Origin of the sequence: Caulobacter sp. 602-2 (assembly GCF_011043625.1) — a bacterium.
GTDB lineage: Bacteria > Pseudomonadota > Alphaproteobacteria > Caulobacterales > Caulobacteraceae > Caulobacter.
Genome location: NZ_JAAKGT010000001.1, coordinates 650,058 through 663,836 on the forward strand (window position 1 = coordinate 650,058; position 13,779 = coordinate 663,836).

Consider the following 13,779-nt stretch of genomic DNA (forward strand, 5'->3'; position numbering starts at 1 on the left):
GCAAGGCCCAAGAGCCTCAGCCCTCGGCGTCCCGCGTCGCGCCGACCCGCTGGGCCAGCGAGGCGCCCATGAAGGCGTCCAGGTCGCCGTCCAGCACGCCGGCCGTGTCGGAGGTCTCGACGTTGGTCCGCAGGTCCTTGACCATCTGGTACGGCTGCAGGACGTACGAGCGGATCTGGTGACCCCAGCCGATATCGGTCTTCTGGTCGTGCAGCGCCTGCTGGGCGGCTTCACGCTTCTGAAGTTCGGCCTCGTACATCCGGGCGCGCAGCATCTTCCAGGCCTCGTCGCGGTTCTGGTGCTGCGAACGTCCGGCCTGGCAGGCCACCACGATCCCGGTCGGGATGTGCGTCAGGCGCACGGCCGAGTCGGTCTTGTTGATGTGCTGCCCGCCGGCCCCGGAGGCCCGGTAAGTGTCGGTGCGCACGTCCGACGGGTTGATCTCGATCTCGATGGTGTCGTCGATGACCGGATAGACCCAGGCCGAGGCGAACGAGGTGTGGCGACGGGCGCTGCTGTCGTACGGGCTGATGCGCACCAGGCGGTGCACGCCGGCCTCGGTCTTCAGCCAGCCATAGGCGTTGGCGCCCTTGACCAGCAGCGTGGCCGACTTGATGCCGGCCTGGTCGCCGTCGGTCTCTTCGATCAGCTCGGTGGTCATGCCGTGGGCGTTGGCCCAGCGGGTGTACATCCGCAGCAGGATGCCGGCCCAGTCGCACGACTCGGTGCCGCCGGCGCCCGAGTTGATTTCGATATAGGCGTCGTTGCCATCGGCCTCGCCCGACAGCAGGGCCTCAAGTTCGGCGCGCGCGGCGCGTTCCTTGATGGCCTTCAGCTGCGCACGGGCGTCGTTCAGGGAATCCTCGTCGGACTCCATGTCGGCCAGTTCGGCATATTCCAGCGCGTCCTTGACGTCGCGCTCGATGCTCTGCACCGCCTCGACCTTGGCGGCCAGGTTGGCGCGCTCGCGCGACACGGCCTGGGCCTCGGACGGACGGTCCCACAGCGTCGGGTCTTCGACCCGAGCGTTCAGTTCATCGAGTTTTCTAAGGGCGACATCCCAGTCAAAGACGCCTCCTGAGCAGTCCAACGGACTGCTCGATGTCGGCCGCGGCGGCCTCGACATCCGGTCTCATCACGTAGCTCCGTGACACAAAGTGAAGGGCGCGGGACATAGCCCGCGCCCGGAGTCGGCGCAACTGCGCCGGCTCCACCTAAAGCAAGAGTGAGTCGGCGCAACTGCGCCGGCTCCACCTAAAGCAAGAATGGGTCGGCGCAACCGCGCCGGCTCCACCTAGGACAAGAATGGTTCAGCGCAACCGCGCCGGGGTCAATAAAGCCCGCTGATGTCGGGCTGCTTAGGCTGTGGCCTGGGCTGCGGCTCCGACGGCGAAGGCTGGCCGGTCGGCACGCCGTTGGGCCAGGCGTCGCCGTACGAGATCGGTCCGCCGGTCGGCGTCGGCGCGGCGACCTTGGGCTCGGTGCCCGGACGGAAGGCCTCGCGGATACCGCGCACCATGGCGAACTTGGCCGTCTTCGGCGGCTTGAAGTCGGTCTTGGGCTTGTCCTTCAGCGCCACCTTCATGAAGTCGATGAACACCGGCACGGCGTCCTGCGAGCCGGTTTCACCAGCCCCCAGCGAGCGGTTGTCGTCGAAGCCGACGAACACGCCGACGATCAGGTCGGGCGAATAGCCAATGAACCAGGCGCTGCGGTACTCGTTGGTGGTGCCGGTCTTGCCGGCCAGCGGATAGCCCAGCTGGCTGACCGAGGCGGCCGTGCCGCGCTGGACCACGCCCTGCAACATCGAGGTGATCTGATAGGCCGTGACCGGGTCCATGACCTGCTCGCCCGGCGCGGTGATGCGCGGGCTCTCGTCGCCGTTGAAGCCGTTGTCGCACCGCGAACAGTCACGCTTGTCGGCGCGGAAGATCACCTTGCCCTCGCGGTCCTGCACCAGCTCGATCAGGTGCGGCTCGATGCGACGGCCGCCGTTGGCGAACGGCGCGTAGGCCGCCGTGATCTTGAACGGCGTGGTCTCGCCGGCCCCGAGCGCCATGGCCAGCACGGGCGCCATGTCGCGCGTCACGCCGGTCTTCTTGGACATCTCGATGATCTTCTTCATGCCCACGCCCTGGGCCAAGCGCACGGTCATGGCGTTGACCGACCGCTCCAGGCCCTTGCGCAGCGGCAGGGCGCCGTAGAACTTCTTCTCGTAGTTCTCGGGGCTCCAATCCTGGCCGTTGGCGCCCTTGAAGGTGATGGCGCTGTCCAGGATCACGCTGGCCGGCGTGTAGCCGTTCTCCAGCGCGGTGGCGTAGACGAACGGCTTGAACGACGAGCCGGGCTGGCGCATCGCCTGGGTCGCCCGGTTGAAGTTCGACAGCGAGAACGAATAGCCGCCCACCAGGGCCACCACGCGGCCGGTATAGGGCTCGATGGCCACCAGGGCGCCATTGACGGCCGGGATCTGCTTGAGGCGGTAGGAAGAGGTTCCGGCCACCTGCTCGACGAACACCAGGTCGCCGACCTTCAGGCCCTTGCCAGCCTTGGCCCAGGCGACGTCTTCGCCGGTGAGGCTCCCCTGCCCTTCGTCCTTGACCAGACGCACGCCGCCGCCGGCCGAGGTGATCACCGCCGCGCGCCAGCCGCGCCGCTCCGAAGGCGGACGCTTGGCCTGGGCGGCCTTCTCCCAGCCCTCGTCCAGGCTCTCGACATGGCCCCAGGCCCCGCGCCAGCCGTGGCGGCGGTCGTACTTCTCCAGCCCGTCCATCAGCGAGGCCCGCGCCGCGGTCTGCAGCGTCGGGTCCAGCGTGGTGCGCATGTAGTAGCCGCCCTCGCTGATCCGCTCGCCCAGGGTGGCCATGCCGCGCTGGCGCACTTCCTCGACGAAGTAGTCGGCGTCGGCATAGGCCGCGCGCTTGGGCGCCGGCTGCACGACCAGGTCCTCGGCCTTGGCCTTCTCGGCCTCGGCGCGGCTGACCCAGCCCAGGTCGGCCATCTGGTCGAGGATCCAGTTGCGGCGGGCGATCGCCTTGGCCTTGTTGCGGATCGGGTGGTAGTTGTCCGGCCCCTTGGGCAGCGCCGCCAGGTAGGCCGCTTCCGACAGCGAAAGCTCGGGCAGCGACTTGCCGAAATAGTTGTAGGCGGCCGAGCCGACGCCGAACGAGCGGTAGCCCAGCCAGATTTCGTTGAGGTACAGCTCGAGGATCTGCTGCTTGTCGAGCGACTGCTCCAGGCGCCGGGCCAGGATCGCTTCCTTGAACTTGCGGCCGACGGTGGCGTCGCTGGTCAGCAGGACGTTCTTGGCCACCTGCTGGGTGATGGTCGAGCCGCCTTCCAGGCGCCGACCGCGCATGGCGTTGCCGACGTTCTTGAGCATCGCGCGCGAGAAGCCGCCCACGTCGACGCCGCCGTGCTTGAAGAAGTTGCGGTCCTCGGCGGCCATGAAGGCTTGAGCCAGCTGCGGCGGGATCTGATCGTAGGGCACGAAGATCCGGCGTTCCTTGGAGTATTCGCCGATCAGGGTGCCGTCCCAGGCATAGACGCGCGTCGCCGTCGGCGGACGATAGTCCTGCAACTCGCCGGCGTCGGGCATGTCGTGGAACAGCCACGCGGCATAGATGGCGATGGCGAAACCCGCCACCGCGATCGTCGACAGCACCGCGACGCCGGCTATGGCGATCCATCTTTCGGCGGGCTTCAAGTCCACACGGCCTCCGTCGAGCGACGCGACGGCCGCGCGCTCAAATCATCCAGAGGATGGCTGTAACCCGCATCGGGCGAGGCGCCAACGCCCCTGCCCTCCCAACGGACGTCATCCCGGCCGAAGCGAAGCGCAGAGCCGGGACCCAGGGGCGGCCGCGTTGAGCTGGCTACCGCCAGACAGAAGGACTGGATGCAGCGCCCAGCCCCCTAGGTCCCGGATAGCCTCTACGAGGCTTCCGGGATGACGAGGATTGTTAGCTGTTACTGCCGGAGAAAACGGCCGCGCCTCAGCGCGCGCTGATCCGGGTCTGGGTCGCGAAGTAGCTCTCGATCGAGCTGGCGACGGCGTTCATCAGCCGCTCGCGGCCGTGCGGGCTCTTCAGCAGCTTCTCGTCCTCGACATTGGTCATGAAGCCCATCTCGAGCAGCACCGCCGGGACGTCCGGCGCCAGAAGCACGATGAAGCCGGCGTCGCGATGGCTGCGGCGCAGCAGCACGGTCTCGTCGCCGACCTTTTCCAGCAGGGTCTCGGCGAACGCGGCCGAACGGTTCTTGGTGGCGCGCTGCGACAGGTCCAGCAGGATCTGGCCGACCGCGCGGTCGCGGCCCGGCAGGCTGGCCTTCATCAGCCAGTCGTCCTTTTCCAGCACCCGGGCGGCGCGCTCGGCGCCCTTTTCCGACAGGGTGTAGACGCTGGCGCCGCGAGTGCCGACGTCGGGCCCCGAGTCGGCGTGCAGCGAGATGAACAGGTCCGCGTCGGAGCGGCGGGCGATCTGCACGCGCGATTCCAGCGGGATGAAGGTGTCGGTGTCGCGGGTCAGCACGACGTTGAAGCGGCCGGACTTCTCCAGCTTGGCCTTCAGCGCCTTGGCCGCGGCCAGGGTGACGTCCTTCTCGTTGGTGTTGGCCCCGGCCGAGCCGGGATCCTTGCCGCCGTGGCCGGCGTCGATGACGATCGTCTTCTTCAGCTTCAGCGTGGCGGGCTTGGCCGGGGTCGAGACGGTGGTCGGACGCATGACGGCGGCGCCGGCCGAGGCCGGATCGGCGGCGGCCAGGTCGATCACGTAGCGAAAAGCGGTCGCGCCGTCGGCGGGCGGCAGCAGGAAGCGGCGCTTGACCACGGCCTTGGACGAAAGATCCAGCGACAGGCGCGCGCCGCCGGCCGCCTCGTCGATGACCCAGCGGTCGACCAGGCCATGGCCTGCGCCCTGCAGGTCGCCGGAAACCGTCACGTTGGGCAGGCCCACGACGACTCGGCTGGCCGCGGTGCCGTCGCCGATCAGCTTGCCGACCGCGGCGCGGTCGAGGTCGATCACGACTCGGGTCTCGGCGCGGTCGCCGCCGAAGCGGACCTTCTGGACGCCGGCGGCGGGCGCGGGACCCTGCACGGTCGCGACGGCCACGCCGGCGAGCGCCAGCGCGCCGACGATCACGGCCGCCTTCGCCCAACCCGTTCGCGCTGCTCCGATGACGACCTTACGCATTACCGCCCAGCCAATGGCGTTACCTGAAAAACCAATGACGGATATCGCCCGGGGCGGGTAGAGAAACCGTTAAGGAAACCGTCGACTTCATCAATTTCGCCGGTTGCTCCACGGCGCTTTTCATTTGTCTTCCGATGTTGCTAAAGTGGCGCCGTGCGCAGAGCGACGTCGTCAGACATGGCGCTTTGCGTGAGTGGTTCCCAAATGACGGACGCGTCCATAGCGCCCTCAAGCCGGAACCGCCGGACTTTTGAGTTTGCGGGCGATGGTCGGCGCGGGGCGGATGTCTCGACGGCCTGAGCCCAAAAGGGCCCGCGTCGGGCCCTGGCCGTTCCCGGCGACGACGCGTCATCCGATCCGCGCCATTCGGCGCGTCAAAGGAAACAAACGAAACCCCATGGGCTGCGCCGCACCCGATCGCCTCTGGCAACCGCCCTTCGAACTTCGCTCCGGCGAAGTCGCGGTCTGCGATGCGCGCGCCCTCCTTTCATATCGGCGCCCGGGCCTCGCGCCCGCCGCGCGCCGTGGAGATTCCCTGTATGTCGAAGAAGATGTTGATCGACGCCGCCCACGCCGAAGAGACGCGTGTGGTGGTCGTGGACGGTTCGCGGGTTGAAGAATTCGATTTCGAGAGCCAGACCCGCAAACAACTTCGTGGAAATATCTATCTCGCCAAGGTGACCCGCGTTGAACCCAGCCTCCAGGCTGCGTTCATCGAATACGGCGGCAACCGCCACGGTTTCCTCGCCTTCAACGAGATCCACCCGGACTACTACCAGATCCCGGTCGCCGACCGCGAAGCGCTGATGCGCGATGATTCGCACGACGACGAGGACGACACCCCGATCTCGCGCCGCGCCACCGGCGGCGATGACGAGGACGACGCCAACGATCACGCCATCGACGACGAGGAAGACGACGTCGAGGAAGAACTGGCGCGCCGCAAGCGCCGCCTGATGCGCAAGTACAAGATCCAGGAAGTGATCCGCCGCCGGCAGATCATGCTGGTTCAGGTCGTCAAGGAAGAGCGCGGCAACAAGGGCGCGGCTCTGACCACCTACCTGTCGCTGGCCGGCCGCTACGGCGTCCTGATGCCCAACACCGCCCGCGGCGGCGGCATCAGCCGCAAGATCACGGCCGTGACCGACCGCAAGCGCCTCAAGAGCGTGGTGCAGAGCCTGGACGTGCCGCAAGGCATGGGCCTGATCGTCCGCACGGCCGGCGCCAAGCGCACCAAGGCCGAGGTCAAGCGCGACTACGAATACCTGCTGCGTCTGTGGGAGAACATCCGCGACAACACGCTGCACTCGGTCGCGCCGGCGCTGATCTACGAGGAGGAAGACCTCGTAAAGCGCGCCATCCGCGACATGTACGACAAGGACCTGGACGGCATCTGGGTCGAGGGCGAGGCCGGCTACCGCGAAGCGCGTGACTTCATGCGCATGCTGATGCCCAGCCAGGCCAAGAAGGTCTTCCCGTACCGCGAAGCCACGCCGCTGTTCGTCAAGAACCGCATCGAGGACCACCTGGCGCAGATCTACTCGCCGGTCGTTCCGCTGCGTTCGGGCGGCTACCTGGTGATCAACCAGACCGAGGCTCTCGTCGCCATCGACGTCAACTCGGGCAAGGCCACGCGCGAGCGCAACATCGAGGCCACGGCCCTCAAGACCAACATCGAGGCGGCTGAAGAAGCCGCCCGCCAGCTGCGCCTGCGCGACCTGGCCGGCCTGATCGTCATCGACTTCATCGACATGGATGAAGCCAAGAACAACCGCACGGTCGAGAAGGTCCTCAAGGACGCCCTCAAGGACGACCGCGCCCGCATCCAGATGGGCAAGATCTCGGGCTTCGGCCTGATGGAGATCAGCCGCCAGCGTCGCCGCACCGGCGTCCTGGAAGGCACCACCCACGTCTGCGAACACTGCGAAGGCACCGGCCGCGTCCGCTCGGTGGAATCGAGCGCCCTGGCCGCCCTGCGCGGCGTCGAGGTCGAGGCCCTGAAGGGCAGCGGCGCCGTGACCCTGAAGGTCAGCCGCGCCGTCGGCATCTACATCCTCAACGAAAAGCGCGCCTACCTGCAGCGCCTGCAGCTGAATCACGGCGTGTTCGTCACCGTGCTGGTCGACGACGGCCTGCGTCAGGCCGAGCACGAGATCGAGCGCACCGAGCTGGGCGATCGCATCGCGCCGCCGGCCATCGCCTACGAGCCCGATCCGGTGTTCGACGACGTCTTCGACGAAGAGGACGAAGACGAGGAAGAAGAAATCATCGCCGACGAAGGCGACGAGGACGAAGACGAGGACGAAGCGCCCCGCAAGTCCCGCTCGGACGACGACCGCAACGGTCGCCGCAACAAGCGCCGCCGTCGTGGCCGCCGTGACGAGGAGGCCTCCGACGAGGTCGCCGAGGACGGCGAAGGCGCCGAGTTCGACGCTGAAGGCGACGCCGACGGCGACGACGAGGATTCGCGCCGCCGCCGCCGCCGCCGTGGCCGTCGCGGCGGTCGCCGCGGGGGTCGCGAGGACGGCGATCGCGCCGCCGACGTCTATGTCTGGAACCGCCCGCGCGTTCCGTTCGGCGACAACCCCTATGTCTGGCACGACCCGGAAGCCCTCGAAGCCCGTGGCGGCGAAGGCCGTCGCGACCGCGGCGAGCGTCCGGAACGCGCCGAGCGCCAGGAACGCCCCGAGGCCGCCGAACGTCCGGAACGCGCCGAGCGTCCCGAGCGCTCGGAGCGCCGCGAACGCCGTCGCGGCGGTCGTGACCGCCAGCCGGCCGCCGAGACCCCGATCGCCCCGGTCGTGGTCGAGGACGTCGCCCCGCTGGTGCTCGAGCCGCCGGTGATCGAAGGCCCGCCGGCCGACGTCTGGGTCGAGCTGCCGACGCCGGAAGAGGCCGCTCCGGCCAAGAAGCCGCGCCGCTCGCGCAGCCGTGGCCGCAAGGCCGCCGCCGAGACCGAGGTCGAGACGACCGAGGCCGTCGAAACGGTGGAAGCTGTGGAAACGGTCGAAGCCGTAGCCGAACAGCCGGCCCAGCCGGTCGTCGACGCCGTCGTCGACGCCACGCCGATCGTCGCCGCCGATGTCGAGATCGCCCCTGAGCCGGCTCCCGAGCCGGTGGCCGAAACCGCTCCGGCGGCCGTCGAGCCCGAACCCGCGCCGGTCGCCGCCGAGCCCGACCCGAACGAGGTCGGCGCTCCGCCCGCCCAGCCCAAGCGCGGCTGGTGGCGTCGCGGCTGATCCGACCGCAAAGGACCGCGGCGGCGCCATGGCGTCGCCGCGGTTCGCGCCTATATCCCCTCCTAGACAAGCCACGCCCTAGCGATTTCCAGCCGTGCCCCGGGCACGCTAGACTGCCGGACGGCGCGGGGGCGCGACCAGGAGACCATCGATGACGTCCCGCAAGAGGACCGTCGGCAAGACGTTCGGCGCCGGCCTTTCCGCCCTCGCCCTGCTGGCCTCCGCAGCCGCCCCGATCGCGGCCAGCGCCCAGGGCCTGTCGCTGATCCGCGACACCGAGATCGAAGAGATCCTGCACCGCGATTCCGATCCCATCTACGCGGCGGCGGGCCTGGACCCCAAGACGGTCCGCATCCTGCTGGTCGGCGACAAGGAACTGAACGCCTTCGCCACCCAGGGCCTGATGATGGGCCTCAACACCGGCCTGATCCTGCAGACCGAGACCCCCAACCAGCTCAAGGGCGTCATCGCCCACGAGACCGGCCACCTCGCCGGCGCCCACCCGCTGCGCTCCGACGAGATGATGAAGGCCGGCCTCAAGCCGATGATCCTGACGATGGGCTTAGGGGTCCTGGCAGCCCTGGCCGGGGCTCCCGACGCGGGCGCGGTGCTGATGGGCAACGCCAGCTATTTCGGCACCCTGGGCGCGCTAGGCTACAGCCGCGAGCAAGAGTCCCGCGCCGACCAGGCCGGCGCCAACTTCCTGGAGGCCACCGGCCAGTCGGGCCGCGGCCTCGTCGAGTTCTTCGATAACTTCCGCTACCAGGAGGTCTTCGACCAGTCGCGGCGCTTCGCCTATTTCCGCAGCCACCCGCTGTCGTCCGACCGCATCGAGGCGCTGCGGGCCAAGGTCGAGCGCCTGCCGCACTACGACGCCGTCGACACCCCCGACGAGCTGGCCGAGCACGAGATCATGAAGGCCAAGCTGGAGGGGTTCATCAATCCCCAGACGGCCCTGATCAAGTACAAGGAAACCGATCGCAGCTTCCCGGCCCGCTACGCCCGCTCGATCGCCTACTACCAGATGAAGGAGCCCGACCGGGCCCTGAAGATCCTCGACGACCTGATCGCCGAGAACGACAAGAACCCCTACCTGTGGGAGCTCAAGGGCCAGATCCTGTTCGAGTTCAACCGCGTGGCCCAGGCCGAGGAGCCCCAGCGCCGTTCGGTGGCGCTCAAGCCCGACGCGGCCCTGCTGCGCATCAACCTCGGCCAGACCCTGATCGGCCTCGATGATCCCAAGAAGATCGAGGAAGGCGTCGCCGAGCTGAAGCGCGCCCTGATCAACGAGGGCGACAACGCCGTCGCCTGGCGCCTGATGGCCCAGGCCTACGACAAGCAGGGCAAGGACGGCGAGGCCCGACTGGCCACCGCCGAGCAGTACTTCAACCTGGGCGCCGTGCAGGAAGCCCGGGTGTTCGCCATGCGCGCCCGCGAGCTCCTGAAGAAGGACACGCCCGACTGGCGGCGCGCCACCGACATCGTGCTGGCCTCCCGCCCCAGCGACCAGGACCTCAAGGCCCTGGCCAAGGAAGGCCTGACGGCGTCCAATCCCTGATCGCCGATTCCCCAAAGACCGAGATCCGAATGCCTCTTCGCCGCTCCCTCGCCCTGGCCGCCGCCGCCCTCGTCCTGACGACCGGCATGGCCGCCTGCAGCCAGCCCAAGAGCGACGAGGAATTCGGCAAGAAGGTCCGGGCCTATCTGCTGGAGAACCCCGAGGTCCTGCTGGAGGTCAGCGCCAAGCTGCAGGAAAAGCAGATGGCCCAGGCCGCCTCGAAGTCGCAGGGCGCGATCGCCAAGCACCGCCAGGCCATCGAGCGTGATCCGCGCGACTTCGTGGCCAATCCGAACGGCACGATCACCGTCACCGAGTTCTTTGACTACAAGTGCGGCTACTGCAAGCTGGCCGCCCCGCAGGTGGTCGAGATCATCGAGAAGAACCCCGACGTCCGCTTCGTCTTCAAGGAGTTCGTGATCTTCGGGCGCGATTCCGAACTGGCCGCCCGCATGGCCATCGGCGCCCAGGCCCAGGGCAAGACCCTGCCCGTCTACAAGGGCATGATGGCCGAGAAGAGCCTCGACGAGGCGGCCATCGCCCGCATCGCCAAGGCCGCCGGCGTCGACGTCGAGAAGGCCCGCGCGGACGGCGCTTCGGCCGCGGTCACTCAACAGCTGCAGGACGTCCAGGGCCTGGCCCAGGCGCTGCACATCGAAGGCACGCCGGCCTTCATCGTCGGCGACAAGATGATCCCGGGCGCCGACATGAAGGCTCTTAGCCTGGCCATCGAGGAAGCCCGCATCGCCGCCAAGAAGAAGGGCTGACGCTCCGGCCGATCGGGCGGCAAGGATCGCCCGGCGGTTGAAACGTCGCGGCAAGCTTTGCCGCTACGGGCCTTGGCTTCCGCGACACGCTGTCGCAACCTTTTGAAATCTTTGGAAACGCCGTGCCAGCCCCCGCTTGCACGGCGTTTGCTTTGCACCTCCCGCCAGTCAGCGGCGGGAGTTCTCATGCTTGTCTCCGGTTCCAATCCCTGGGCGACGATGTCGGCCAACGCGGCCAGCCGCGTCGACAGCGTCACCTCGGCCTTCACGCCCGCCACCAGCGGGATCGGCGGCGCCTCGGCCCGCCAGGAACTCTACGACTACGCCGCCAAGTCTCCGGCCGAGAAGATGCGCGCGGCGATCCTCGGCAAGCTGGGCCTGACCGAGGAAGACGTCGCGGCGATGGATTCCAAGGAGCGCGAAAAGCTGGAAGCCAAGATCAAGCAGATGATCAAGGACGAGGTCACCCAGCAGGCCGAGGAAAAGAAGGGCGTGCTGGTCGACTTCAAGGCCTGACACCAAGATCCTCCCCCTCTGGGGGAGGTGTCCGCGAAGCGGACGGAGGGGGGCCGTTTTCAGCTGTTGCTGAGGGCGGCCGATTTCCCAGCCACTCCCCTCTCCGTCGCCTGCGGCGACACCTCTCCCACGGGGAGAGGGCCTTTGGTCGCTAGATCAGCCCCGCCAGCGGCGAGCTCGGATCCGCATACAAACGCTTCTGCATCCGGCCGGCCAGATACGCCTCGCGACCGGCGATCACGGCGTGCTTCATGGCCTTGGCCATGCGGATCGGGTCCTTGGCCTCGGCGATGGCGGTGTTCATCAGGATCGCGTCGCAGCCCAGCTCCATGCCGATCGCCGCGTCCGAGGCGGTGCCGACGCCGGCGTCGACCAGCACCGGGACCTTGGCGTTCTCGACGATGATCCGCAGGTTGACGCGGTTCTGGATGCCCAGGCCCGAGCCGATCGGCGCGCCCAGCGGCATGATCGCCACCGCGCCGGCCTCTTCCAGCTTCTTGGCGTAAACGGGGTCGTCCGAGCAGTAGACCATCACCTGGAAACCGTCGGCGACCAGCAGCTTCAGCGAGCGCAGGGTCTCTTCCATGTCCGGGAACAGGGTCTTGGGGTCCGACAGGACCTCCAGCTTGACCAGGTCCCAGCCGCCGGCCTCGCGGGCCAGGCGAAGGGTGCGCACGGCGTCCTCGCCGGTGAAGCAACCCGCCGTGTTGGGCAGATACGTGAACTCGGTCGGCTTGATGTAGTCGACCAGCAGCGGCTGGCTCGGGTCGGTCAGGTTCACGCGGCGCACGGCCACGGTGACGATCTCGGCCCCGGCCGCGCGAGCGGCGGCGGCGTTGGTCGCATAGTCCTTGTACTTGCCCGTGCCCACGATCAGGCGCGAGCGGAAGGTGCGACCGGCGACGGTCCAGGTTTCGTCGGCGGAAGCGGCCGGCGCGGCGGATTCGGGGGAGACGTGCGCGTTCATGCGGCCGGTTTACGCCTGGGCAGCCTGGGTTTCAAATCCGTAGAGGCGCGGATCGAGAACCTCCCCCCAAGATCCTCCCCCTCTGGGGGAGGTGGCCCGGAGGGCCGGAGGGGGCAGCGCCGGCGCCAGCCCCCCCCCCCCAGAGGGGGAGCATCTTGAGCGCGAAGGGGATAGAGCCTCGTCCATCCCCGGCGTTCGTCGAAAAGAGTTCCACGAACTCAATCGCTTGCAACTTTCTCGCGGTGCTGGATCAGACGGGCTCAGAACGCCCGCATAATCATCTGGTCCCGTCGCAGGGAGAGGGCGCAAGGATCCGGCCCGAAGCGTGCGACGTGGATGCGATCGAGCGGGGCTGAAGGAGCGGCGTGAGCCGGGCCTGAAGGCTTAAATGAGGATGGGGGACGTAAACCCATCCATCGGGAGCTTGCCTGACTAGGCTTCCGCCCGTCCAAGGGTCCGCGCCGCCATGCACGCCTGGCCGCCAAGAAACGGGGCGCACTGCATGGGGAAGGGGCAAAAGGCGGAAGAGGCCTGCGCGCCCCGGCCTGAGGACAAACGATCGCGCGGGGCGTTCCAGCTTCGTCGAAACGGTACTTGAAACAAACACATCCGGGCGAAGCCCGGACGCCCCGCGCCCTCTCCATCAACTTCCGTGGTTTCCACGAGAGGCCGAGAAGCCGCGCGTGAAGACCCCCTCAGTCGGCTTTGCCGACAGCTCCCCCAGAGGGGGAGCATCTTGCTGACTAGATCCTCCCCCTCTGGGGGAGGTGGTCCGGAGGACCGGAGGGGGTCACCCGCCGCCGATGAACGTCACGATCTCGATCCGATCCCCCTCGGCCAGCGCCGTGTCGGCGTACAGCGAGCGCGGCGCGATCTCGAGGTTGCGTTCGACCGCCACCTTGCGCGCGTCCAGGCCCAGGGCGGCCACCAGGTCCGCGATGCTGGCGACGCCGTCGAATTGGCGGTCTTCGCCGTTCAGTAGAAGTCTCATCTCACCTCCGAAGCGAGCCCTGCTTGTGACGCGGCGGAACCGGCTATACAAGACCTCCGGAATCGACGGCGGAGCCGAATGGTCAAACCGATCCATGTGCTGAGCGGGCCCAATCTCAACCTGTTGGGAACGCGGGAGCCCGAGATCTACGGCAAGGACACCCTGGATGACGTGCGCGTGCGCTGTGAGGCGCGGGCCGCGGCCAGGGGGCTTTCCGTCGTGTTCCGGCAGAGCAATCACGAAGGCGTGCTGATCGACTGGGTGCAGGAAGCCCGCACCGAGGCCAGCGCGCTCGTGATCAATCCGGCGGGTTATGGACATACCTCCATCGCCCTCCTCGACGCCTTGAAGACCTTGAATATCCCGGTCATCGAGTGTCACCTGTCGAACCCTGCGGCGCGGGAGGAGTTCCGCCGCCACACCTTCGTTTCGCTCGCGGCGACCGGCCTGGTCTCCGGCTTCGGCGCTGCGAGCTATGAACTGGCCATCGAGGCCGCCGCCGGACTGATCAGCGTCGACTGACGTCCGCGCCCCGGCCCCAACTGATAA

The 13,779-nt window shown here is 68.1% G+C and carries 10 protein-coding genes; 5 read left to right on the forward strand and 5 right to left on the reverse strand.

Annotated features, from left to right (window positions below):
* Positions 1–16 precede the first annotated feature (16 nt).
* The 3 genes from prfB to G5B46_RS02930 all read right to left on the reverse strand — a co-directional run bounded on the left by prfB (position 17) and on the right by G5B46_RS02930 (position 5,192).
* Positions 17–1,136 (reverse strand): peptide chain release factor 2 gene (gene prfB, locus G5B46_RS02920; RefSeq protein ID WP_165255884.1). Its coding sequence is split into 2 segments (ribosomal slippage): positions 17–1,066 and positions 1,068–1,136, totalling 1,119 coding nucleotides; the frame shifts between segments, so codons are not numbered across the junction.
* Positions 1,137–1,330: 194 nt separating this feature from the next.
* Positions 1,331–3,712 (reverse strand): penicillin-binding protein 1A, encoded by a 2,382-nt coding sequence (locus tag G5B46_RS02925; RefSeq protein ID WP_165255886.1) that lies wholly within the window; start codon positions 3,710–3,712, stop codon positions 1,331–1,333.
* Positions 3,713–3,995: 283 nt separating this feature from the next.
* On the reverse strand, positions 3,996–5,192 hold the full coding sequence (locus G5B46_RS02930) for an N-acetylmuramoyl-L-alanine amidase (RefSeq protein WP_165255887.1): 1,197 nt from the start codon (positions 5,190–5,192) through the stop codon (positions 3,996–3,998).
* A gap of 539 nt (positions 5,193–5,731) precedes the next feature.
* Between G5B46_RS02930 and G5B46_RS02935 the strand changes: the two genes are divergently transcribed.
* From G5B46_RS02935 to G5B46_RS02950, 4 genes are all read left to right on the forward strand, one after another.
* Positions 5,732–8,431, forward strand: a complete 2,700-nt coding sequence (locus G5B46_RS02935) for a ribonuclease E/G (protein WP_165255889.1) — start codon at positions 5,732–5,734, stop codon at positions 8,429–8,431.
* A gap of 151 nt (positions 8,432–8,582) precedes the next feature.
* A complete protein-coding gene (locus tag G5B46_RS02940) occupies positions 8,583–9,989 on the forward strand; it encodes a M48 family metalloprotease (RefSeq protein ID WP_165255891.1) in 1,407 nt (468 codons plus the stop codon).
* Between the two features lie 29 nt (positions 9,990–10,018).
* Entirely contained in the window at positions 10,019–10,756 is a 738-nt protein-coding gene (locus G5B46_RS02945; RefSeq protein WP_165255892.1) for a DsbA family protein, read from the forward strand.
* A gap of 186 nt (positions 10,757–10,942) precedes the next feature.
* Complete coding sequence (locus G5B46_RS02950) at positions 10,943–11,272, forward strand: hypothetical protein (RefSeq protein ID WP_165255894.1); 330 nt, start codon at positions 10,943–10,945, stop codon at positions 11,270–11,272.
* 151 nt (positions 11,273–11,423) lie between these two features.
* On the opposite strand, the gene G5B46_RS02955 is transcribed toward G5B46_RS02950, so the two are convergent.
* Together G5B46_RS02955 and thiS are read right to left on the reverse strand one after the other, a co-directional pair.
* A complete protein-coding gene (locus G5B46_RS02955; RefSeq protein WP_165255896.1) occupies positions 11,424–12,239 on the reverse strand; it encodes a thiazole synthase in 816 nt (271 codons plus the stop codon).
* Between the two features lie 790 nt (positions 12,240–13,029).
* Positions 13,030–13,230: a sulfur carrier protein ThiS gene (thiS, locus tag G5B46_RS02960; protein ID WP_165255898.1), complete on the reverse strand. Its 201-nt coding sequence runs from the start codon at positions 13,228–13,230 to the stop codon at positions 13,030–13,032.
* Between the two features lie 78 nt (positions 13,231–13,308).
* Here thiS and G5B46_RS02965 point away from each other — a divergent pair, with 78 nt between their 5' ends.
* The gene (locus tag G5B46_RS02965; RefSeq protein ID WP_058346515.1) at positions 13,309–13,752 is read left to right on the forward strand and encodes a type II 3-dehydroquinate dehydratase; all 444 of its coding nucleotides are present in this window, start codon (positions 13,309–13,311) and stop codon (positions 13,750–13,752) included.
* Positions 13,753–13,779 lie beyond the last annotated feature (27 nt).